This is a genomic window from Streptomyces abyssalis (assembly GCF_001751365.1).
GTDB classification, from domain to species: Bacteria; Actinomycetota; Actinomycetes; order Streptomycetales; family Streptomycetaceae; genus Streptomyces; species Streptomyces abyssalis.
The window spans coordinates 458,597-479,874 of the sequence record NZ_LJGT01000037.1; the positions used below are offsets into that span (position 1 = coordinate 458,597).

Below are 21,278 nucleotides of genomic sequence, written 5' to 3' on the forward strand. Positions count from 1 at the left end.
TTCTTACGTCGTCGACGAGACAGCGCGGACGGCACTCGCTGTACCCGCTCTCACCTCGGGGCGGTGACCTTCACGCCGAACGCGCGCGGACAGTACGGTGACTCTCTGCGAGGAGCGAACAGGCCATGCGAGGAGGCGGACACGTGAGCGGCGTACGGCAGGACCACACGACGGCAGCCGACGGCACCCGGATCGCCACCTACACATGGCACCCCGACGACGCGGAGGGTGCCGGCCGCATGCCGCGCGCCCTGGTCCAGATCGCACACGGCGCCGCCGAACACGCCCAGCGCTACGACCGGTTCGCCCGCTTCCTCGGCCGCTACGGCTACACCGTCGTCGCCTCCGACCACCGCGGCCATGGCGCCACCGCCGAGCACACGGGCGGCTACGGCGTGGTCGGGGACAGCGGCTGGCGTGCGACCGTCGACGACCTCAAGACCGTCGGCGACCGCGTGCGGGCCGAGCTGCCCGAGGGCACGCCCTTCGTCTTCTTCGGGCACAGCATGGGCTCACAGCTCGCCCGCGACTACGCACAGGAGTACGGCGAGGGTGTGGCCGGGCTGATTCTCTCCGGCACCTTCCGCTCCCTTCCCGGCTGCGAGACGGAGACGGCCGTCCGGCAGCTGGAGCGCGAGATCGACAAGGGCGGACGGGAGGCCGTGTCGGACTTCGTGCCCGATCTGTTCAGCTCGTTCAACGACCCCTACAGCCACCGCACCGGCTTCGAATGGCTCTCCCGCGACGAGGACGAGGTCGACGTCTACGCCGGCGACGAGCGGTGCGGCTTCGCCTTCAGCGCCGGGCTCTCCCTGGACTGGGTCACCGGCAGCCGCAAGATCAACGACCCGGAGCAGCTCGGACGTGTCCCGCGCGACCTGCCGGTGCACATCGCCGTCGGCGACCAGGACCCGTGCAACCAGGGCATGACACTCGTCTACGAACTGCTCGAGGACTTCCGGTACTTGGGGATGCGCGAGCTGGACTGGCGGGCGTACGCGGACGCGCGGCACGAGATCCTCAACGAGACCAACCGCGACGAGGTCCACACCGACCTGCTGCAATGGCTCAACTCGCACGTGTGAGGCGTGAGCGTGCCCGCCACGGCGGCAGCAGGCCAGGCCGGCCAGGTCACGGAATGACGGCGAAACCCTGCTGGAAGCTGGAGGCCGGGCCGGGACGTGCGTAGTACCAGCCCTGAGCGGTGTCGCAGCCCAGGTCCCGCAGCTTCGACGCCTGGTGCTCCGTCTCCACGCCCTCCACGGTCACGGCCAGCCCCAGCGCGTGAGCGAGCGTCACGATTCCCTCGACGAAGGTGACGTCGGCCGGGTCCGCCGGGTGCTGCTGGAGCCCCTGGGTGAAGGAGCGGTCCAGCTTCAGCGTGGTGGCCGGCAGCCGGCGGAGATTGGCGAGGTTGGAGTAGCCGGTGCCGAAGTCGTCCAGCGCGATCTCGACGCCCAGCTCCGCGAGTTGGCGCAGCGGCTTCAGCTCGTCCTCGTCGGCGCCGATCAGCGCGCTCTCCGTCACCTCCAGGCAGAGCGAGGAGGGGGCCATGCCCGCCGCCTCCAGCACGGCAACCGTGTCCGGCACCAGGTCGGGGTGGTGGAGCTGGCGCGGGGAGAGGTTCACGTTCACCCGCAGCGGCCTGCAGCCGTCGTCCGAGGCGCCGCTGCCCGCGCTCTTTCCCTTGCCCTTTCCCTTGCTCTTCCCCTTGCCTCCGCCGTTCTTCGAGGCGGCGCTGCGCTCCTCGTGCCAGGCGCACGCCTGCCGTACCGCCTGCTCCATCACCCAGCGCCCCAACGGGACGATGAGACCGGTGTGTTCGGCCAGCGGGATGAAGCGGTCCGGGCCCAGCAGGCCGTGCACGGGGTGCTTCCAGCGAACCAGGGCCTCGGCGCCGTCCACGTGACCGTCGCTCATGCGGATCAGCGGCTGGTACTCCAGGAAGAACTCGTCCCGCTCAAGTGCCGCCGGGAGCCGGTTGGTCAGGCTGTGCCGGTCTATGGCACGCGCGTCCGAGTCCGGGTCGGCCAGCTCGTAGCGGTTGCCGCCGGCGTCCTTGGCCCGGTACATGGTGATGTCGGCGCTGCGCATGACCTCTTCGGGACGCAGTTCGCCGCTCGGGCCCTCGACGATGCCGATGCTCGCCCGTACGGACAGCTCACGCCCGTCGATGCCGATGGGCGTCGCCAGGGCCGCCAGCACCTGGCGGGCGAGGTCCGTGACGTCCTCCGGGCCTGACGGGTCGGTGACCAGGGCCGCGAACTCGTCGCCGCCGATACGGGCCACGAGGTGACCGGAGCCGGCGGTGCAGGACTGGAGACGTTCGGCCACGGAGATGAGCAACTGGTCGCCGACGGCGTGCCCCAGGCTGTCGTTGACCGCCTTGAAGCCGTCGATGTCGAGATAGCACAGCCCGAACCGCTTCACGTCGCCGCTGGCCGACAGCAGCCGGTCGAGGCGCTCCGCGAACAGGGTGCGGTTGGGCAGCCCCGTCAGCTCGTCGTGCGTCGCCTCGTAGCGCAGGCGCAGGTGCAGCAGACGGCGTTCGGTGATGTCCTCCAGCAGCGCGAGCTGGTAGCGGGGTTCGCCGTCGGCGTCGCGGAGGAGCGAGACGGTGAGGTTGGTCCACAGCACCGTGCCGTCCGGGCGGTGGTACGGCTTCTCCACGCGGAAGTGATCGCGTTCGCCGCGCACCAACTGGCGGTGCATGCGCCACACATGGGGAGCGTCGTCCGGGTGCACCCACTCGTTGACGTTCCGCCGGCGCATCTCCTCCGCGGAGCGGCCGAACATCCTGGCGAGTGCCTCGTTGGCGTCCCTGATGCGTCCGTCCATGTCGGCGATGGAGATACCGATGGTGGCGCTGTTGAAGACGGCGCGGAAGCGGGTCTCGCTGGCGTGCAGGGCCTCCTCGACGGCCGTCTGCGCCGCGAGGGCCGCCCGGGAGAGGGACTCCTGCTCGCTCAGGGTGCGGTCCCGCAGCGCCTGCGTGAAGCCCGCCGCGATGGAGTGCTGGAGGCGGGAGCAGCGGGCCCGGGCCTCGTCGACGTCGAGCGTGGTGCTCTCCGGGTCGCGCCCGTACAGCACGAGGTAGGAGTCGATGACACCGAGCAGGTGCGGCAGCGCGTCCGGGCTGGTGCAGTGGGCGTCCACGAGAGCCGACCCGACCTCACGGCCCACGGCGGGCGTGAAGGGGTGGGCGTGGAGCGCGTCGCAGAGCCGCACGGCCAACGGGTAGAGGTAGTCCTCCAGTTCGGCCCGCGTCATCGAAGTCTGCGTCGCCGGGTAGACGGCGCGGCTCCAGATGGTCGCGAAGCGCCGTAGTCCGTCCTTCTCGAGCCCTTCGGGCTCGTGCGGCCCGGAACTCACCCGACGCTTCCCGCCTTGCGGCCCACTCCCGCGTAGCCGCTGAGGAGGAGGGGATCTTCCGTCTCGGGCATGTCCTCGGGGCGCCAGCGGGGCAGCGGAACCACTCCAGGTTCGACGATGTCGAAGCCCTCGAAGAACTGCTTGATCTCCGAGCGGCTGCGGGTGATCAACGGCGAACTCGTCTGTCTGTAGACGTCGCGGACGCCGGCGCCGACGTTGCGCATGGGACCCTCGTCGGCCGAACTGTGCGACACCACAAGGAGACTGCCCGGTGCGAGCTCGTCACTGATCTCTCTGACGGTCTTCCAGGGATCGTCCTTGTCCTCGACGAAGTGCAGCAGCGCCACGAGCAGCAGGGCCACGGGCCGCTGGAAGTCCAGGAGCCGTTCGACCTCGGCGCTGTGGAGGATGTCCTGCGGGGAGCGGAAGTCGGCCGAGACGACGTCCGCGCCCTCGTTGCCCTCGAGTACGGCGCGGCTGTGCGCGACGGCCACGGGGTCGTTGTCGACGTAGACCACGCGGGCCGAGGAGTCGGCGGACTGGGCGACTTCGTGGACGTTGCCGAAGGTGGGGATGCCCGAGCCGATGTCGAGGAACTGGGTGACGCCTTCGCCCGTCGCGTAGCGGATGGCGCGGCGCATGAAGGCACGATTCGCCTGGATGATTTTCGGCAACCCCGGCCAGGCTTCGATGGCCCGTTTTCCGGCTTCGCGGTCCACCTCGAAGTTGTGCGAGCCGCCCAGGTAGTAGTCGTACATCCGGGACACACTCGGCACCGTCAGGTCTATGCCCTGCGGGGCCCAGGCAGGACGTTCCATCTGGGTCTCCAGCTCGTTCAGCTCCACGGCGGTTGCCGTTGGGTCATGAGGCTACTGACAGGTGCGGGGCAGTTGGAAGGAATCGGTAACTCTACGGCTGGATCTTGTCCGCTGGTGCGGGAGTTTCCGGGGCATAGCACCCTGGCAAGTCACCCCCGGCCGGATGAGGACCCCGAGAACAGGACGAACTGGACGCCCCTGCCCCTGCGTTGGCCCCGGCTCGTCCGGCGGTGCGGGATGCGACGCGCGGATGCATGGCACCGTAACCCCCTTCGGCGGGTGAGCGCTGCGGAACGGGCGACCTTCGGTGCGAATTCCCCATGAGCCGGCACGTGCGGAGTGATCCTCGTGTTCCGTGTGATCCCGCGCGAGGGGTGCGAAGACCGGCCGGGGCGGCGCCAACCGGGCATGCTCCGGGGTCTGTTCGTGTGCTCGTACGGTTCGGTGCCACGAACCGCTCGTGTGCTCGTACGACTCGGGTGCCCCGTGCGGTTCCGGTGCTCGTACCGACCGCCGGCCCGCCGCTTGTCCGTGCCGCCGGAGGGCCGGTCCGGGGGATGCCCGGTCGCCGTCACGCAGCCGGGTCCGGCCCCTCCCGTCCCGTTCAAGGCCGGGCGTCCCGGAGCCGTGCGGGCGGCAGCCGCAGGCGGGGTGACCGGCGGCTCACCGGAGCGGCCCCCCGTACGGAGCCGTTTCCGTGGTCCCGCCGGTGGAACCCGGGCGCCGAGTGGCGGCGATCCCGCCGGGGCCGTCACGGGCGGTGAGAGGGAGGCCGATCATGAACTGCTACGACTGTCTGACGCGGCAGAGGACCAGCGTCGCGGTGGCGGCCTGCAGCCGGTGCGGAGCGGGTCTGTGCCTGGACCATGTGCACGTGGCGCCGCAGACCGTCCACGAGGCCGCAGGCACGGGCCTGTCCACTCACACACCCGACGCACGGCGGCTCACCTGCGGCGTCTGCCACGAGGCCGAGATCTGAGCGGAGTGCGGCAAGGAGCCCGCGCCCCGCTCGCACGTCGCGGCCGGCGTCCCCGCGCACCCGCCGGGAGTCCCGTCCGCGGTCCCGACCGGCGCACACTGGAAGTGGCAGACCCGACAACGGGAAGAGGCGAGAGAGATGACGCTTCGCCGTCCCGGGCAGCAGGCGGGCACGTCGCGTTCCGGACAGCGGGCCGAGGCACCGCCGCCCCCCGAGCAGGAGCGCGCTGAAGCGCGGCGCCAGAAGCCGCAGCGACCCGAGCCGCCGCAGCCCTTCGAACGCTACTGGCCACGTACGGGCACCGAACCGATCACCGCCCGTAGCGCCATGGGCGTGCGGCTGATACTCGCGGTGATCTTCACGCCCCTGTTCCTGGCCGGAACCGCGCTGCTCGGATTCTGGCTGACACAGACGGGCCCCGGTGACGTGCCGGATACGGAGTCACTGCGCAGCCTCACCGCGATCTGCGCGGGCCTGTCGCTGTTCGCGCTGACCGATCTGGTCATCCTGCTGCGGCGCCGGCGCAGGCGGCGCCCGTCGCCCTACCTGTGAGGCGCCGCATGCGCCGCACGGACGTTTTCCGCAGGCCCACACGGGTACCGCCGGGTGGCATGACTGAGGACGAAGGCCACGACCCGGGGGCGGCGCCGGAGGACGAGGGAATCCCCGACTTCCAGGACGACGGTCTGCCGGAGTCGGAGCTGGCGGGCGACCCCCAGCGGGCGTCCGTGCCGGGGGACGAGCCCGTGGCCGTCGAGAGCTACGGCACCACCTTCTCCGAACAGGTCGAAGGCGAGTCCCTGGACGATCACCTCGCCGAGGAGGAGCCCGACATCGGCGACGAGGCCACGGAGGAGCCCGCCGACGAGCCGGCCGGGCAGCTGAGCGACGATCCGCTGGCCTGGCGGGCCGCCAACCAGGACACCTTCTCCACGGCCTCACCGGCGCACGGGCTGTCGGGGGAGGAGGCAGCCATGTACGTCGCCGAGGACGACGAGCGCGAACTCGGCCTGGAGCTGGAGAACATCGAGGAGGCCGCGGAGGGCGCAGACCGGCGTCCCGCCCGTCCGGCCGGACCGCAGCAGGTCGACCTGGACACCGACGAGGACCAGTGACGCGGCGAGGACCGGTGACGCGGCGAGGACCGGTGAGTCCGGCGGTCGCAGCGGTGCCCGGTCTCCGTCACAGGCGTACGCCGCGCCCCCGGAGGTAGCCGAGCGGGTCGATGTCCGTGCCGTAGCCGGGTCCCGTACGGATCTCGAAGTGCAGATGCGGGCCCGTGGCGTTGCCCGTGGAGCCGGAGCGGCCCAGGCGCTGGCCGGGTGTGACGCTCTGGCCGGCGCGTACGGAGATCGCCGACAGGTGTCCGTACTGGCTGTACCGGCCGTCGCGGTGGCGCAGCACGACCTCGTAGCCGTACGCGTCGGCCCAGCCCGCGGAGACGACCTTGGCGGCGGACACGGCCTTCACGGTGGTCCCCGTGGGGACGGGGAAGTCCACGCCCGTGTGGTGGCCGGACGACCAGCTGCTCCCGGCGGCGCGGTACGCGGTGCCGGGGCTGACGCCGCTGACCGGGGCGGACGCGGCGGTGGAGGCGGGCTTCCGGGCCGGCGCCGCGGCCTTCTGCTCCTTCTTGTGTCCGCTCCTGCTCTCAGGCTTGCGTTCGGTCCTGCGGTCCGCGTGGTGCTCCGCTCCGGCCTTCTTCCGTGCCTCTGCCTTGTCGCCGGACTCCGCACCGGACTTGGACTCTGCCTTGGCTCCGGACTTGGCCCCTGCCTTCGCTCCGGACTGTGCTCCCGACCCGGCCCCGGCCCCTGGTTCGCCCGACCGCTGCTTGCCCTCCAGCTCCAGCCGCTGCCCAGGAAGGATGAGGTCCGGGTTGCCGCCGACGGTCTTCCGGTTGCGCTCGTACAGACCCGGCCAGCCGCCCTTCACGCCGTGCTCGCCGGCGATGGAGGAGAGGCTGTCGCCGCTCACGACCTCGTAGGTCGTCGCCTTCTTCGAGCGTTCCGCTCTTGCCCGCTCGGCTCTCTCCGCTCGCTCGGCCCGCTCCGCCTGCGTCGTGGGCAGCTCGCCTTCCGCGGTCTCCTTCTCCGCCTCCTTCTTCTCCGTGCGCTGCTCTGTGCCCGCCGCCGCACGTGCCGCGCCCGGCTGGGCACCCGCGCGCGAAAGCCCGCTGCGCGGGCCGCAGTTCGGCCACGCCTTGGGGCCCTGACCCGCCAGCACCTTCTCCGCGACGGCGATCTGCTGGCCCTTCGTGGCGAGGTCGGCGCGGGCGGCGTAGGCCGTGCCGCCGTATGCCTCCCAGGTGCTCTGCGAGAACTGAAGGCCGCCGAAGTAGCCGTTGCCCGTGTTGATCTGCCAGTTGCCGCTGCTCTCGCACGCGGCGACCTTCTGCCAGGTGTCCGCCGGGGCGGCTTGTACGAACTGCGCCCCGACGAGAGGTAACGCGACGCCCGCACCGCCCGCGGTGACCTTGAGCGACGTACGGGAGAGCGTGCCGGTGCGGTTGCGGCGGTGACGTCCGCGGGCCATGGCGGGACCTCCGGTCAAGTGGGCACCCCGTCAAGGGAGTTACGGAGCGTCAGTGATGTTACGGAGCGCGCCCACGATACGTTCGGCGCCCAGAAGGTCACAAGGGGTCACAAGAAGTCGCACAGAGGCATCCGGCCGCACCGGGCCGTACATGCGCGGCGCACGGACGGTCAGGAAAGCCGGTCAGGAAAGCGGTCGGGACAGGTCAGGAACCGAAGCCGCGGTCGCGCACCAGACGGTTCACGGCGCGGTCGGCGTAGCCCTCTTCCAGATAGACCTCGCAGACCAGGGCGCCCGTGCCGGACAGGTCGTGCTCGACCTCGTACAGGCTGATCTCGGACCCGTCGGCCAGCAGGAACGCGTGCTCGTACACCGTGCACCACACCTGCCACTCGTGGGCCACCACCTGCGGCCTCGGTACGGGCAGGATCTCGTGGCCCCGTGCCGTCTCCAGCAGGCGTGCCACGTCCTCGCCGGGGCGGTCGGCGTTCTCGGCCCGCCGCAGCAGCCGGCGCGCGTGATCCGGGGAGTCGGTCTCGCTGTAGGTGCGGCGGCCGAAGGGATGGTCCGCCGTCAGCAGGAGCTCGAAGGGGACTTCGCGCCCGCCCCGCCGCCTGCCCCGCGGGCCGCGCGCCGCGGCACGGTGCGCCTGCTGCACACGGCACTCGGAGCGTACGAGCGCCTCCTCGCTCTCGTACACCTCGTGCAGGACCTCGCCGCCCGCGGCGCCGTCGGCGGCGCCGGTGCCGCTGTCGTAGCTCAGCTCCCACAGGGATACGAGTTCGCCGTCCGGCAGCAGGAAGACGTGACGGTGACTGCTGCACCGCAGGCTCGGAGCCGGTGCCTTGCGCTGCCGCCAGCCGTGCAGCTCGACGTGGCACACGACGGCGTCCGCGAGACGGGCGAGCACGGCGTCGGAGACGTCGAACGGATTCCGGGCCCGCGCCAGCAGTTCACGCACATGCACAGCAGGCGTCGGCACTGCTTCCATGCCCATGGCGGAGCCCCTCCCCGGCATATACCAAATGACGACCCCCGCAGGCACACACCGTAGTCCTGAGGGCACGCTCGCGGGAGCGGATTCGATGGAATTCCCGTGCCGGAAGCGGAACTTATGCGCCGCGGTCCTGTGTGATTCGTTCGAAGACGGGTACCGCGTGCCGCAGAGCTCCTCGGGGTGGAGGGAGGCCGCCGCCATGCAATTCCGTGACCGCCGGGAGGCCGGCAAGGCCCTCGCCGAGAAGCTGACCGCACAGCAGCACGGACGACTGCCCGATCCCGTCGTGCTGGCGCTGCCGCGCGGAGGTGTGCCCGTCGCCGACGAGATCGCCCGTGTACTGGGCGCACCCCTGGACGTCGTCGTCGCCCGCAAGATCGGCGCCCCCTTCCAGCCCGAGCTGGGGGTCGGAGCGGTGGCGGGCGACGCTCCGCCCGTCTACGACCCCGGGCTGCTGCGGCAGTTGGGGCTGAGCGAGCGTGACCTGGCAGCGACGGCCGAGCACGAGCACACGGAGCTGAAGCGGCGCGAAGAGGTCTACCGGCGCGGCCGTGGGCCGCTCGACCTCTCGGGCCGGTCCGCTGTCGTCGTCGACGACGGAGTCGCCACCGGTTCGACCGCGCGTGCCGCGCTTCGCGCCGTACGGGAGGCGGGCCCGCTGCGCACCGTTCTCGCCGCTCCCGTGTGCTCGCGGGAGGCGCTGGAGCAGCTGTCGGGGGACGCCGACGAGATCGTCTGCGCGTACGTGCCGCCTGCGTTCGGCGCGGTCGGCTTCTGGTACGAGGACTTCCCGCAGCTGAGCGACGAGGAGGTGCTGGGCATCCTGCACGTCACGAAGTGACGGGGCAGAACCCCCAGCCCGGCCCCGGACGCCCCGCCCGGGGCCGGGCCCTGCTGCGGCCCGGCCCGTTCCGGCAGGCCGCCGGGACGGACGCGGCTCCGCCTGCGCCGGCCGGTGCCGAGACGGGCGCCGACCGGAAAGGACCCGTCCTGCCGCCCGCTCAGGGCCGCAGGACCACCTTCACCGCGCCGTCCGCCTTCTTCTGGAACATCTCGTACGCCTCGGGCGCCTGCGTGAGCGGCAGGTGGTGCGTGGCGAAGTCGTCCACGCCCAGCACGTCCTCGTCGGTGAGCAGCGGAAGGATCTCCGGCGCCCAGCGCTTGACGTTCGCCTGCCCCATGCGCAGCTGGATCTGCTTGTCGAAGAGCGTCAGCATCGGCAGGGGGTCGGCGGCGCCTCCGTACACGCCGGAGAGCGAGATCGTCCCGCCGCGGCGCACGATGTCGATCGCCTGCTGGAAGGCCGCGAGCCGGTCCACCCCGGCCTTGGCGACGGCCTTCTCCGCCAGCTTCCCCGGCAGCATGCCGCCCACCGTCTGCACGAGCTTCCCCGCGATGTTGCCGTGCGCCTCCATGCCGACGGCGTCGATGACGGCGTCCGTGCCGCGCCCGTGCGTCAACTCCCGTACCGCAGCGCCGATGTCGTCGTGCTCCGTGACGTCCAGCACCTCCGCTCCGCGGGCACGTGCCCGTGTGAGCCGCTCGGGCACGAGGTCGATCCCGATGACCTGACGTGCGCCGCGGTGCAGCGCGATCCGGCATGCCATGTCGCCGATGGGACCTAGGCCGATGACGGCGAGAGTGCCGTCCTTGGGCACGTCCGCGTACTCCACGGCCTGCCAGGCGGTGGGCAGCACGTCGGAGAGGAAGAGGAAACGGTCGTCCGGAGGGCCCTCGGGGACCTTGATCGGCCCGTACTGGGCCTGCGGTACGCGCAGGTACTCGGCCTGCGCCCCGGGGACCGCGCCGTAGAGCTTGGTGTAGCCGAACAGTGCCGCGCCCATGCCGTGCTCACGCACCTGCGTCGTCTCGCACTGCGTCTGCAGGCCCTGATCGCACATGAAGCAGGTCCCGCAGGAGATCTGGAAGGGGACCACCACACGGTCGCCGGGCTTGAGCCCCTGCACCTTGCTGCCGACCTCTTCGATGACGCCCATCGGTTCGTGCCCGAGGATGTCCCCGGGTGTCATCAGGGGCGTCAGGACTTCGTAGAGATGCAGGTCGGACCCGCACAAGCCGCTCGACGTGATCCGTATGACCGCGTCTGTCGACTCCCGTACGGCGGGGTCGGCCACATCGGTGACCTGTATGTCCCGCTTTCCCTGCCAGACAGCTGCCTTCATCCGTCGTCACCTCCATGTGAGGCCGCCCGGGTGCCCGTGACGCCGCCGGCGGACACGTGAGCGGGCGGTGAAACCCGCCGTCACGCGTGACCCGCGCGGCGCCGGGAATCACAGCAGGGTCGAACTGCCCTACGGCGGCTGCCGCCCGACGGCGACGGCTGCGCGACGACAGCAACCGGGGGAGAGCAGGAAGCGGGGGAGAGCAGCACGACCCGGACGAGCCGGATGAGCCGGCGAGCCGCGGACGACCAATGAGGAGCAGCGGTGACCACACTGCCCGTCGGTTACGAGTCCTACTGGATGCTGTCCGCAGCGGCCGCTCCCCATCCGCCCCTTCCGCCCGGGAGCGTGACGGAAGTGGACGTGGTGGTCGTCGGAGGCGGGGTCGCGGGCCTGTCCGTCGCCTGGGAACTGGCACGGGCCGGCCGGAGCGTCGCCGTGGTCGAGGCGGACCGCATCGCCGCGGGCGTCACGGGACACACGACCGGAAAGGTCTCCGCCCTGCACGGCCTGGTCTACTCGTACCTGCGTGACAGGCGCGGTGCCGAGGACGCGCGCCTCTACGCCACGTCGCAGCAGCAGGCGATCGAGCATCTCGCCGCCGTGACAGGGGAGTTGGGGATCGACTGCGAACTGGAGCGGGTTCCCGCCCACACCTTCGTCGAGTCCGAGCACCACGCCGACGAGATACGCGCCGAGGCCGAGGCGGCACGCGAGGCGGGCCTGCCCGCCTCGTTCGTCACGGATACCGGTCTGCCCTTCCCGGTGTGCGCGGCCGTACGGGTCGAGGACCAGGCCCAGTTCCATCCGCGCAAGTACCTCCTCGCCCTCGCCGAGGACCTGTTGCGCCTCGGCGGCCGCATCCACGAACGCACCCGCGTCACCGGCCTGGACGAGGGTGAGCCGTGCCGGGTCGTCACCGAGAACGGGGCCGAGGTCGTCGCGCGGGACGTCGTGGTGGCGACCCACTATCCCGTCTTCGACCGCGCGTTGATGTTCTCCCGGCTCGAGCCCCGCCGCGAGCTCGTCGTCTCGGCACTGCTTCCCGGCGGACAGGACCCGCAGGGCAGCTACCTCACCCCGGAGCGGGGGACCCGCTCGGTGCGCACCGCCCCGTACCCGTTCGGCAGGGGGAACCGGCTCCTGATCGTCACCGGGGAGAAGTTCATCCCCGGGACCGCCGGCCAGGGCTCGGTGAGCGCGGGCTACGAGCGGCTGGCGGCCTGGACGTACGAACGCTTCCCCGACGCGCGGCTCGTGCACCGCTGGGCGACGCAGGACAACGACACCACCGACCGCGTGCCCTACATCGGCGCCTTCCACCCCGCCTCGCAGCACACCTGGGTGGCCACGGGGTTCGGCGGCTGGGGCATGTCGGGCGGCGTGCTCTCGGGGCAGCTGCTGGCCGCGTACATCACCGGTGAACAGCTGCCCCCCTGGGCCAAGTTGTACGAGCCGCGCCGGCTGAGCCCCCGTGAGGCGCCGGCGATGCTGCGCTTCCAGTCGACGGTCGCGGGCCGGTTCGTCGGCGACCGGCTGCGGTCGTCGTACGCCGACTCCGTGGACGAGATCGCCCCGGGTGCGGGAGCGATCGTGCGCGTGCGGGGGCGCCGCTGTGCCGTGCACCGCACGCCGGAGGGCGAGGTGCGCGCGCTCTCACCGCGCTGCACGCACCTCGGATGCCTCGTACGTTTCAACGACACCGAGGGCGCCTGGGAGTGCCCCTGCCACGGCTCGCGCTTCGACACCGAGGGCCGTGTCATCCAGGGGCCGGCGACCAGACCGCTGGAGCGGCGCGACGACGTGACGTGAGCCGCCCGGGGAGCGGAGGACCCGGGCCGGGGTACCGGGGCGGGGACGGACGGGACCGGGCGAGGCCTGCGGGATCGGACGGGACGGGAGAGGCGGATTGGCGTTCATCTGACCGGGTGACCCGGACGGGTGGCCCGACGTATCGCCGGAGTCTGGATACGGGCCGTGCCTAGCATGCGGAATCCCATATTCCGCGGAGGTGCACAGGCTCATGTCCCCCCTCTCCCGCCTCGCCCGTTCCCCGCGCTCGCGCCGCACGCTCGCCCTCTCCTGCGCCGTCTGCGCAGCCCTCACCTGCGGCGCCGGACCTGAAGCAGGGTCCGCCGCCACCAATGCGCCCGCGCCGCCCGGCGGCTCCGACCGGGCGCGCGACGCATTCGACAAGGTCCCCGCTGCCGGCCGTCCCGCACGGGGCCCCGGCACCAACGTCCTCCTCGTCGGCCTCGACCGGAGGGAGGGCCTCTCCCAGAAGACGAAGAACAGGCTGCACGTGAACGGCGAGCAGTGCGACTGCACTGATGTGCTGATGCTGCTCCACATCTCCGCCGACCGGGACCGCGTCAGCGTCGTGGGCATCCCCCGCGACTCCTATGTGCGCTTCGCCGAACACCGGGACCACGGCAAGGGCTTCGGCAAGATCACAGACCGCTCCACCCGCCACCTGGGAAAGATCAACAGTACGTACGCCCACGGCGGCCCCGCCCTGACCATCCGGACCGTCGAGCAGGTGACGGGCGTACGCGTCGACCACTACGCCGAGACCGACTTCCGCGGGTTCGAGAAGACCGTGAACCGGCTGGGCGGTGCGGAGGTGTGCTCCAGCAAGCCGCTCCAGGACAAGAACAGCGGTCTGAAGCTGGCCAAGGGCACACACGTCCTGAACGGGAACCATGCGCTGCGGTTCGTACGTGCCCGGCACGTCGACCCGCCCGGCGACCTCGGCCGGATGCGCCGCCAGCAGCACGTGCTCGGGGAGCTGCTGCGGACGCTGACCGGCGGGAGCATGGCGGAGAATCCGCTCGAAGTGGTCCGCGCCGCCGCGGCGCTCCGCGATTCGGTCCGCCGGGACAAGGGCCTCACGCCGCAGCGGCTGGCAGGGCTGGTGCGTGACCTGCGCGGACTGACCCCGGAGCAGACCGAGTTCGCGACCGTGCCGATCCTCGAGTTCGACCACCGCGCACCCGTGTGGGGCTCGACCCTCAGATGGGACGGTCCGCGGGCACGCGCGCTCTTCGCCGATCTGCGCGCCGACCGGCCCGTCACCGGAAACCCGGCGACGGGACCCGCACCCGGCGCCACTCCCGTTCCGTACAGGCCTGAGGACGTCAGCGTCCGGGTGGCGGGCACCGGCGAGACCGCGGCACGCATCGCGCAGGATCTGCGGGACAACGGCTTCAACGTCCTGGACCCGCTGCGCGGTGCCGCGTCCGGACCGCGAGGCGGACGCACCGAGATCACCTACGACGAGCACTGGCAGCGCAAGGCGAGCACGGTCTCGGCGGCGATGCCTGGCGCCGTGATGCGCCCCAGGAAGGTGGCGGGCAGCAAGCATTCGCAGGTCTTCACCGTGCGGCCCGGTACGGAGGGCACCGATGTGGCGGACGTCGTGTACGACCGCAGCAGCGTGGAGGGCGCCCCGGTACGGGGTGACGACCTCGACTGCGACGGGCGGACCCCGCACAACAGAAGCTGAACCGGAGGCGGTTGCTCTCCCGCGCCCCGCTTCCGGAGCGCCGGGACGCCGCGACGCCGGGCGACTCAGAAACAGCCGGGGTCCGTGTCGAGGGTCGTCGTGTCGAGCGAGTCCAGCAGGTCGAACTGGGGCCCTGTACGGGGCAGTTCGTAACGGAAGAAGTAGCGGGCCGCCTGCCGCTTGCCCTCGTGGAAGCTGTCGTCGTGGCCCGCCGTGGCAAGGAACTGGCCGAGCCATATCCACGCGACGACCGTGTGACCGACGGCCTCCAGGTACACCGACGCGTTCGCAAGCGCCACCGACGGGTCGCCCGTGCTCCACAACCGCGACGTCACCTTGGAGACGCGCTCCCACGACTCCTGCAGGGCGGCGCCGAGTTCGGCGGACTCGCCACCCGTGGCGAGCGCGCGCTCGGCCGTCTTGCCGATGGTCTCGCCCAGCGCCGTGAGACCGGCACCTCCGTCCATGACGGCCTTGCGGCCGAGCAGGTCGAGCGCCTGGATGCCGTGCGTGCCCTCGTGGATGGGGTTGAGCCGGTTGTCGCGGTAGTGCTGCTCGACGTCGTACTCACGGGTGTAGCCGTAGCCGCCGTGCACCTGGATCGCCAGGCTGTTGGCCTCCAGGCACCACTGGGAGGGCCAGCTCTTGGCGATCGGGGTGAGCACGTCCAGCAGCAGGCCCGCGTGCGACCGCTCCTCCTCCCGCTCGGCGGTCTGCTGTTCGTCGACGAGCCGCGAGCAGTACAGCAGCAGGGCCAGCGCGCCCTCCACGTACGACTTCTGTGCCAGCAGCATCCGCCGCACGTCGGCGTGTTCGATGATGGGGACCTGCGGCGCGGTCGCGTCCTTGGCGGCGACGGGCCGGCCCTGCGGGCGCTCGCGCGCGTAGGCGAGGGACTTCAGATAGCCGGTGTAGCCCAGCGCCATCGCGCCCGCGCCGACACCGATGCGCGCGCCGTTCATCATGTGGAACATGTACGAGAGTCCGCAGTGCGGTATGCCCACGATCTGCGCGGCCGCGCCCGGCTTCCCGTCCGGAGTGTGCGCGCCCTCACCGAAGTTGAGCAGCGTGTTGGTCGTACCGCGGTAGCCCATCTTGTGGTTGAGCCCCGCCGTCACGACGTCGTTGCGCTCTCCGATGCTCCCGTCCTCCCCGACCAGGTACTTGGGCACGATGAACAGGGAGAGGCCCTTGACGCCCGGAGGCGCTCCGGGGATGCGGGCCAGGACGAGGTGGACGATGTTCTCCGCCAGCTCGTGGTCGCCGGCCGAGATCCACATCTTGCTTCCGAAGAGCCGGTAACTGCCGTCCGGCTGGGGTTCGGCGCGGGTCGTCACGTCCGCCAGCGAGGACCCGGCCTGCGGCTCCGACAGGCACATGGTGCCGAAGAACCGGCCCGCGAGCATGGGCCGTACGTATGTGTCGATCTGCGTCTGCGAGCCGTGCTCGCACAGGAGCCTGGCGTTGCCGAGGGTGAGGAAGACGTATGCGGACGTGCCGACGTTGGCCGCCTGGAACCAGCTGAAGCAGGCCGTCGTCAGCAGCTGGGGCAGCTGCATGCCGCCCAGCTCCTCGTCCATGGGGGCGGCGAGCAGGTCGGCGCCGGTGAAGGCGTCCAGAGCCTGCTTCGCCTCGGGCACGGTGTGCACGCGCTCCCCGTCGAAGCGCGGCTCCTGCTGGTCGTTCTTCTTGTTGTGCGGTGCGAAGTGCCGCGTGGCGATCTGCTCGCTGAGGTCGAGCACGGCGTCGAAGGTCTCGCGGGAGTGCTCCGCGAAGCGCGGGCGCCGGGTCAGCTCCTCCGCGTCGAGCCACTCGTGGAGCAGGAAGTCGAGATCCCGGCGGGAGAGCAGGAGCGACGATGTGGCCATGTGGCGTGATCCGATCACGGTCGGCGGGCGTACGGGCGCATGCCTAAGCGCTCGCTTATCCTGCGTCCGTCCGCCGTCCCCTGTCAACGGCACCTGCCCGGGGGTCAGGGCTTGCGGGCGACTCCCGCGTAGCTGGGGACGTCCGCACCGGTCAGGCGCGCGGGGGTGTCCGGGCCGGGGTGCCAGCGGTGTGGGAGCACGAGACCGGGGCCGGCCATCTCCAGGCCTTCGAAGAAGCGGGCCACCTCCCGGTGCGTACGCGGCCGCAGCGGGGAGCCGCCCTTCTCATACGTCTCCAGCACCTCCCCGGCCCGCTTCGCCTGCGCCGCGTCCAGGAAGTCGGCCGTCGTGTGGGTGAGGACGAGGTGACTCCGCGCGGGCAGCGCGCCGAGCAGCGTACGGACGATGTCGTACGGATGCTGCTCGTCCCCCACGAAGTGCATGACGGCGCACAGGGAGAGGGCGACGGGACGGCCGAGGTCGATCGTGTCGCTCAGCCCGGGCGCATCCAGGATGCTCTCCGGATCGGTCAGGTCCGCGTGCACGTACGCGGTGTTCCCCTCCGTGTCACCGCCGAGCATCGCGCGGGCGTGCCGGAGGACGAGCGGGTCGTTGTCGCTGTAGACGACCTTCGCCTCGGGCGAGACCCCTTGGGCGACCTGGTGGAGATTGGGCTCGGTCGGAATGCCGGACCCTATGTCCAGGAACTGCCGGACGCCGCGCTCCTCGGCAAGCCAGCGGGTCGCTCTGACCATGAAGTCCCGGTTGGCGCGCGCCGCCGTACGCACCGTCGGCAGCGCGGTGGCGACCGCCTCCGCCGCCCGCACGTCGGCTTCCGAGTGATCACGGCCGCCCAGGTAGTAGTCGTACATGCGGGCCGGGTGCGCCCTGCCGGGCTGTGTCGCGGACTGCGCCCTGCCGGGCTGTGTCGCGGACGCGGAAGCCGCTCCGGTCGCGGAAGCCGCCCCGGGCTCGGAGGCCGGTGCCGCCGGCGTCGCCTCCGCCTCCGCCGCACCGGCCCTGCCCCCGCCGCTCCCGCTGCCGCCGCCGCGGGCCGTGCCGCCCGGCCGTGTCTGCCCCGTACGTCCCGTCCAACGTGTGGTTCCGGTCACTCCAGTCAACGGTGTCTCCGTTTCCGTCCTGGGCGGTCGTGTTCATCCGTGGGTGAGCAGGAAGTCGGCTTCTCCGCGCTTGGCTCCGCGTATGAAGATGTCGATCTCGGCGGGGTCGTATATCAGGGCGGGCCCGTCCGGGTCGTTGGACTGCCGCAGTGCGACACGGCCGTCCATGAGCTTCATGACCTCCAGGCAGTTGCCGCCGTTGGGGCCGCTCCACGGCTTGTGCCAGCCCTCGGTGCCGAGTTCGCGGGAGGGCATGCCGTTGTAGATGTGCTGTGTCGTGTCGCGGCCCATGCAGTCAGAACTCCTTGCGGATCTCACCGAGGAGGGCCTCGGTGCGTTGTGCCGGTGCGGCCTGCGCACCCATGCGGTCCAGTGCCTCCAGGAAGACGGCGGTGTCGCGGCGTTCGTCGTGGTAGACGGCGCCGCTGAGGCTCTCGGTGTAGACGATGTCGGGCAGCTCCGGGATCTCGAACCGGAAGAGCTGGAACGGCCCGAACATGGCGGGGTGCGGGCCTGAGGCGTAGGGGATGATCTGCACGGTCACGTGCGGCAGGGCCGCGGCCTCGGTGAGGCGGTCCAGCTGGGCGCGCATCACGTGCGGTCCGCCGACGTGCCGCCGCAGGACCTGTTCCTCCAGCAGCACCCACAGCCGCGGAGCGTCCTCCCGGCGCAGCAGCTCCTGGCGTTCCATCCGCAGGGCGACGCGGCGGCCGAGCTCCTCGTCGCTCGCGTTGGGGAAGCCGGTGCGCAGCAGTGCGCGCGCGTACTCCTCGGTCTGGAGCAGCCCGTGCACGCAGTGCGGCTCGTAGGCGCGGATGAGGCTCGCCTCGCCCTCCAGGCTGACGTAGAGGCTGAACCAGGACGGCAGTACGTCGCGGAATCCGTGCCACCAGCCGGGCCGGTTGGCTTCGTCCACCAGTTCCAGGAACGCGGTGATCTCGTTCTCCGGGATGCCGTACGTTTTGAGCAGTTTCTCCACATACGGGGGCTTCAGTCCGACTTCTGCCTTCTCCATGCGCCGGACCGTCGTGGTGTTGACGCTCAGTGCGCCGGCCGCTTCGGCGAACGAGTATCCGGCGGCTTCCCGCAAGTCCCTCAGTCGCAGGCCGAGGACCATCTGACCCACGGTCGGTGCGGTGCGTCCGTCAGCCAAGACGCCTCCCTTCCACCGGACTTGCTGCGCTAGAAGTGTGCCATGCGATCAGTGCACCGGCCACACTGTTCCTGCGATTCTGCAATTCGCAGACCGCCTCTTGCCAACTGAGACGAGCGCGGAGCATAGTGATGTACGTGATACAGCTCATGACCCGCATCGTGCTGCTTCCGCGCCCTGTCCCCTCGTCCAGCGGGTAGTCGGAAGGCATATCCCACCGTGGCTCTGTCCCGCCCCGTCATACCGTTCACCCCGTCCGGACCGGTCGGGGCTGCTGTGCGCCGTGAGGGATTCGAACTGCCGGCGCACGCGACGGCGGTGGCCGATGCGCGGGAGAAGGTGCGCGGCCAGGTGCGCAACTGGGGCCTTCCGGAGGAGCTGGGGCGCGCGGCGCAGCTGGTCGTCTCTGAGTTCTTCACCAACGCCGTCGTGCACACCGACAGCTGCCGCGTCCGCTGCAGACTCCAGGTCAGCGGCCAGCGGCTGCGTATAGAGGTGTGCGACGAGGGGGACGAGGAGAGCCAGGTCACGCCCCGCGAGGCCGCGGCGGAGGATGTGAACGGGCGCGGGCTTCAGCTCGTGAACGCGCTCGCGGAGACATGGGGTGTGCGCTCGGAGGACTCGCACTCCGGGCGCGTCGTGTGGGCGGAGCTGACTCTCCCCGGGCTGTGACCGCGGGTCACGTCCGTCACTTGGGTCCCTGCCGCCGCACCAGTCGCACTTCTTGCGAATTTCCTTTCCCTACTGGGCAGTTGAGGTGCTCTGCGCCACATCACCGTGCAATGCTTCGCCGTAACGGATCGTGTACGCAACGGGACGCGTTCACAGCGAGACGGTGAGGCACGCATGGGCGAGGACGAAGTGGCGGTGGCTGGGGGAGTGGACGTCAACACCCCCAGTGTGGCGCGGATGTACGACTACTACCTGGGCGGGAAGGACAACTACGAGGTCGACCGCCAGGCCGTCGAGGAACTCGACAAGGTCGTGCCGAGCACCCGGCCGCTGGCCGTCAACAACCGCCGCTTCCTGCAGCGCGCCGTGCGGGTTCTCGCCGAGGACTACGGCGTACGGCAGTTCCTGGACCACGGTTCAGGGCTGCCCACCCAGGACAACGTGCACCAGGTCGCCCAGCGGGTCGACCCGGAGGCAAGGGTCGTCTACGTCGACAACGACCCCATCGTGCTCGCGCACGGACGGGCGCTGCTGGAGGAGAACACCAATACGGCGGTCATACAGGCGGACCTGCGGGACACCGAGGAGATCTTCGCGTCCCCCGACGTGCGACGGCTGATAGATCTCTCGCAGCCCGTCGGTGCGCTCTTCGTCTCCGTGATGCACTGCATCCCCGACTCCTCCGACCCCGCGGGCGTCCTGCGGGGGATCATCGAACGCCTGCCCTCCGGCAGCTTCCTGGTGATCAATCAGCTGGTGAGTGAGGACAAGGCCACGCGGGACTTCGTCACGGACTTCATGGCGAAGGCCACCGGCGACCGCTGGGGCAGGGTGCGTCAGGCGCACGAGGTCGAGCGCTACTTCGACGGCCTGGAGATCCTTGAGCCGGGCCTCGGGGAGATCAACGACTGGCGGCCGGACTCCGAGCTCGGCCCGAGGCAACTGACCGACGAGTGGTACGAGTTCGGGGGCGTGGCCCGCAAGCCCTGACGCGCCGGGGCGGTGTGGCGGACCGGCCCTCCCGGCCACCTCGCCGCCCCCGGCGGTGCAGGAGGATACGGCGCCGGCCGGTCCGTTCGCGGCCTGACGCTCAGCCCGCCTGACCCTCGAAACGGCTGAGCAGGCGCTCCAGGAAGTCGACCGTCATGGAGGGCGGTTCTGCGGTGGCGCACAGGCGGTCCATGACCACCATGTAGTTCTCCACCTCTTCGCGCTTCTCCAAGTACAGCGAGGAGGTGAGCTGTTCCAGATAGACGATGTCGGGCAGATCCGGCTCCAGGAAGCGGAGTATCGTCACCGGCCCGCCGGCCGCCGCGAGGCCGCCGATCGCGAACGGGGCGATCTGCACAGTGATGTTGGGCTGTTCCGTCGCCCACAACAACCGCTTGATCTGCTCGTGCATCACCGCGGCCCCGCCGAGCGGACGCTGCAACGCCGCCTCGTCGACGACGACCCACAGCTTCGGGCTGTGCGGCCGGGTGAGGATGGCCTGGCGGTCCTGGCGGAGTTCGACGCGGCGCTCGATCTCCTCCGTCGACGCCCGCGGATGGCCCAGTCTCATCACGGCGCGGGCATAGTCCGGCGTCTGCAACAGGCCGGGTACGAACTGCACTTCGTACATGCGGATCACGGAAGCCGCTTCCTCCAGGCCGATCAGCCTGTCGAACCACGGCGACATCACATCGCTGTACTTCTGCCACCAGCCAGGCGTGTTGGCGTGGCGGGCCAGTACCAGATATTCCTCCCGCTCCTCCGCGTCCGTGACTCCGTAGAGCGCGAGCAGGTCGGCGACGTCCCTCTCCTTGCAGCCCACACGGCCCAGTTCGAGACGGCTGATCTTGGCGTGCGAACCGCGGATCGCGTCTCCGGCGGCCTCACGGGTGATACCGCACTCCTCGCGGAGCCTCCGCAGTGCCGTACCGAGCACGATGCGCAGAATCGTCGGCCCACCGCGCGGGTGGTCGAGGATCCGCCTGACCGACGAATCGCCTTCCTGCTGTGCTGACATCAGGTCTTCCTGCTCCCGTGAGTGACGAGTCGAGCGCTCAGTGTCCCACTAGGCGAACGGCCCGTAC

19 protein-coding genes are annotated in these 21,278 nt (G+C 70.8%); 9 read left to right on the forward strand and 10 right to left on the reverse strand.

Translation table 11 applies throughout. The features are described 5' to 3' along the window. Nucleotides 1-125 precede the first annotated feature (125 nt). The gene (locus AN215_RS05190; protein ID WP_070009989.1) at nt 126-1,085 is read left to right on the forward strand and encodes an alpha/beta fold hydrolase; all 960 of its coding nucleotides are present in this window, start codon (nt 126-128) and stop codon (nt 1,083-1,085) included. Nucleotides 1,086-1,131: 46 nt separating this feature from the next. Here AN215_RS05190 and AN215_RS05195 read toward each other — a convergent pair whose 3' ends face one another. Both AN215_RS05195 and AN215_RS05200 read right to left on the reverse strand, forming a co-directional pair. Next, a complete protein-coding gene (locus tag AN215_RS05195; RefSeq protein ID WP_070009988.1) occupies nt 1,132-3,372 on the reverse strand; it encodes a putative bifunctional diguanylate cyclase/phosphodiesterase in 2,241 nt (746 codons plus the stop codon). Further along, nucleotides 3,369-4,190, reverse strand: coding sequence for an SAM-dependent methyltransferase (locus tag AN215_RS05200; protein ID WP_070010327.1), 822 nt, complete (start codon nt 4,188-4,190; stop codon nt 3,369-3,371). The genes AN215_RS05195 and AN215_RS05200 overlap by 4 nt, the downstream gene beginning before the upstream one ends. Before the next feature lie 778 nt (nt 4,191-4,968). Here AN215_RS05200 and AN215_RS05205 point away from each other — a divergent pair. The 3 genes from AN215_RS05205 to AN215_RS05215 all read left to right on the forward strand — a co-directional run bounded on the left by AN215_RS05205 (nt 4,969) and on the right by AN215_RS05215 (nt 6,284). Then, nucleotides 4,969-5,169 (forward strand): DUF2180 family protein, encoded by a 201-nt coding sequence (locus AN215_RS05205; protein ID WP_070009987.1) that lies wholly within the window; start codon nt 4,969-4,971, stop codon nt 5,167-5,169. 138 nt (nt 5,170-5,307) lie between these two features. Continuing rightward, entirely contained in the window at nt 5,308-5,721 is a 414-nt protein-coding gene (locus tag AN215_RS28405; RefSeq protein WP_079122706.1) for a hypothetical protein, read from the forward strand. A gap of 59 nt (nt 5,722-5,780) precedes the next feature. Next, on the forward strand, nt 5,781-6,284 hold the full coding sequence (locus AN215_RS05215) for a hypothetical protein (RefSeq protein WP_070009986.1): 504 nt from the start codon (nt 5,781-5,783) through the stop codon (nt 6,282-6,284). Nucleotides 6,285-6,351: 67 nt separating this feature from the next. Here AN215_RS05215 and AN215_RS05220 read toward each other — a convergent pair whose 3' ends face one another. Together AN215_RS05220 and AN215_RS05225 are read right to left on the reverse strand one after the other, a co-directional pair. Further along, nucleotides 6,352-7,704 carry a transglycosylase family protein gene (locus AN215_RS05220; protein WP_070009985.1) on the reverse strand — a complete coding sequence of 451 codons (1,353 nt, stop codon included), beginning with the start codon at nt 7,702-7,704 and terminating at the stop codon, nt 6,352-6,354. A gap of 205 nt (nt 7,705-7,909) precedes the next feature. After that, nucleotides 7,910-8,701 carry a DUF6227 family protein gene (locus AN215_RS05225; RefSeq protein ID WP_070009984.1) on the reverse strand — a complete coding sequence of 264 codons (792 nt, stop codon included), beginning with the start codon at nt 8,699-8,701 and terminating at the stop codon, nt 7,910-7,912. 199 nt (nt 8,702-8,900) lie between these two features. Between AN215_RS05225 and AN215_RS05230 the strand changes: the two genes are divergently transcribed. Further along, entirely contained in the window at nt 8,901-9,542 is a 642-nt protein-coding gene (locus AN215_RS05230) for a phosphoribosyltransferase (RefSeq protein WP_070009983.1), read from the forward strand. A 160-nt stretch (nt 9,543-9,702) separates the two neighbouring features. On the opposite strand, the gene AN215_RS05235 is transcribed toward AN215_RS05230, so the two are convergent. Beyond that, on the reverse strand, nt 9,703-10,884 hold the full coding sequence (locus AN215_RS05235) for a zinc-dependent alcohol dehydrogenase (protein WP_070009982.1): 1,182 nt from the start codon (nt 10,882-10,884) through the stop codon (nt 9,703-9,705). 264 nt (nt 10,885-11,148) lie between these two features. Between AN215_RS05235 and AN215_RS05240 the strand changes: the two genes are divergently transcribed. Together AN215_RS05240 and AN215_RS05245 are read left to right on the forward strand one after the other, a co-directional pair. Next, nucleotides 11,149-12,696: an FAD-dependent oxidoreductase gene (locus AN215_RS05240; RefSeq protein ID WP_070009981.1), complete on the forward strand. Its 1,548-nt coding sequence runs from the start codon at nt 11,149-11,151 to the stop codon at nt 12,694-12,696. A 211-nt stretch (nt 12,697-12,907) separates the two neighbouring features. Then, a complete protein-coding gene (locus AN215_RS05245) occupies nt 12,908-14,389 on the forward strand; it encodes an LCP family protein (protein ID WP_079122707.1) in 1,482 nt (493 codons plus the stop codon). Between the two features lie 65 nt (nt 14,390-14,454). Here the strand turns inward: AN215_RS05245 and AN215_RS05250 are convergent, their stop codons facing one another. The 4 genes from AN215_RS05250 to AN215_RS05265 all read right to left on the reverse strand — a co-directional run bounded on the left by AN215_RS05250 (nt 14,455) and on the right by AN215_RS05265 (nt 18,531). Beyond that, nucleotides 14,455-16,257 (reverse strand): acyl-CoA dehydrogenase, encoded by a 1,803-nt coding sequence (locus tag AN215_RS05250; RefSeq protein WP_070009979.1) that lies wholly within the window; start codon nt 16,255-16,257, stop codon nt 14,455-14,457. A gap of 104 nt (nt 16,258-16,361) precedes the next feature. Next, nucleotides 16,362-17,369, reverse strand: a complete 1,008-nt coding sequence (locus AN215_RS05255; protein ID WP_079122708.1) for an SAM-dependent methyltransferase — start codon at nt 17,367-17,369, stop codon at nt 16,362-16,364. 42 nt (nt 17,370-17,411) lie between these two features. Further along, nucleotides 17,412-17,669 carry a DUF397 domain-containing protein gene (locus tag AN215_RS05260; RefSeq protein ID WP_070009978.1) on the reverse strand — a complete coding sequence of 86 codons (258 nt, stop codon included), beginning with the start codon at nt 17,667-17,669 and terminating at the stop codon, nt 17,412-17,414. Between the two features lie 4 nt (nt 17,670-17,673). Next, nucleotides 17,674-18,531: a Sco1979 family transcriptional regulator gene (locus tag AN215_RS05265; RefSeq protein ID WP_070009977.1), complete on the reverse strand. Its 858-nt coding sequence runs from the start codon at nt 18,529-18,531 to the stop codon at nt 17,674-17,676. A 219-nt stretch (nt 18,532-18,750) separates the two neighbouring features. Between AN215_RS05265 and AN215_RS05270 the strand changes: the two genes are divergently transcribed. After that, nucleotides 18,751-19,203, forward strand: coding sequence for an ATP-binding protein (locus AN215_RS05270; protein ID WP_171904128.1), 453 nt, complete (start codon nt 18,751-18,753; stop codon nt 19,201-19,203). Between the two features lie 174 nt (nt 19,204-19,377). Beyond that, nucleotides 19,378-20,193: an SAM-dependent methyltransferase gene (locus AN215_RS05275; protein WP_070009976.1), complete on the forward strand. Its 816-nt coding sequence runs from the start codon at nt 19,378-19,380 to the stop codon at nt 20,191-20,193. A 100-nt stretch (nt 20,194-20,293) separates the two neighbouring features. Here the strand turns inward: AN215_RS05275 and AN215_RS05280 are convergent, their stop codons facing one another. After that, a complete protein-coding gene (locus tag AN215_RS05280; RefSeq protein WP_070009975.1) occupies nt 20,294-21,211 on the reverse strand; it encodes a Sco1979 family transcriptional regulator in 918 nt (305 codons plus the stop codon). Between the last annotated feature and the right edge of the window lie 67 nt (nt 21,212-21,278).

Excerpts from the sequence above, each read along its gene's own strand:
- AN215_RS05260 (WP_070009978.1), bottom strand. The coding sequence starts at position 17,669 with ATGGGCCGCGACACGACACAGCACATCTACAACGGCATGCCCTCCCGC.
- AN215_RS05225 (WP_070009984.1), bottom strand. The coding sequence starts at position 8,701 with ATGGGCATGGAAGCAGTGCCGACGCCTGCTGTGCATGTGCGTGAACTG.
- AN215_RS05235 (WP_070009982.1), bottom strand. The coding sequence starts at position 10,884 with ATGAAGGCAGCTGTCTGGCAGGGAAAGCGGGACATACAGGTCACCGAT.
- AN215_RS05275 (WP_070009976.1), top strand. The coding sequence starts at position 19,378 with ATGGGCGAGGACGAAGTGGCGGTGGCTGGGGGAGTGGACGTCAACACC.
- AN215_RS05190 (WP_070009989.1), top strand. The coding sequence starts at position 126 with ATGCGAGGAGGCGGACACGTGAGCGGCGTACGGCAGGACCACACGACG.
- AN215_RS05215 (WP_070009986.1), top strand. The coding sequence starts at position 5,781 with ATGACTGAGGACGAAGGCCACGACCCGGGGGCGGCGCCGGAGGACGAG.
- AN215_RS05220 (WP_070009985.1), bottom strand. The coding sequence starts at position 7,704 with ATGGCCCGCGGACGTCACCGCCGCAACCGCACCGGCACGCTCTCCCGT.
- AN215_RS05205 (WP_070009987.1), top strand. The coding sequence starts at position 4,969 with ATGAACTGCTACGACTGTCTGACGCGGCAGAGGACCAGCGTCGCGGTG.
- AN215_RS05280 (WP_070009975.1), bottom strand. The coding sequence starts at position 21,211 with ATGTCAGCACAGCAGGAAGGCGATTCGTCGGTCAGGCGGATCCTCGAC.
- AN215_RS05245 (WP_079122707.1), top strand. The coding sequence starts at position 12,908 with ATGTCCCCCCTCTCCCGCCTCGCCCGTTCCCCGCGCTCGCGCCGCACG.
- AN215_RS05230 (WP_070009983.1), top strand. The coding sequence starts at position 8,901 with ATGCAATTCCGTGACCGCCGGGAGGCCGGCAAGGCCCTCGCCGAGAAG.
- AN215_RS28405 (WP_079122706.1), top strand. The coding sequence starts at position 5,308 with ATGACGCTTCGCCGTCCCGGGCAGCAGGCGGGCACGTCGCGTTCCGGA.
- AN215_RS05200 (WP_070010327.1), bottom strand. The coding sequence starts at position 4,190 with ATGGAACGTCCTGCCTGGGCCCCGCAGGGCATAGACCTGACGGTGCCG.
- AN215_RS05250 (WP_070009979.1), bottom strand. The coding sequence starts at position 16,257 with ATGGCCACATCGTCGCTCCTGCTCTCCCGCCGGGATCTCGACTTCCTG.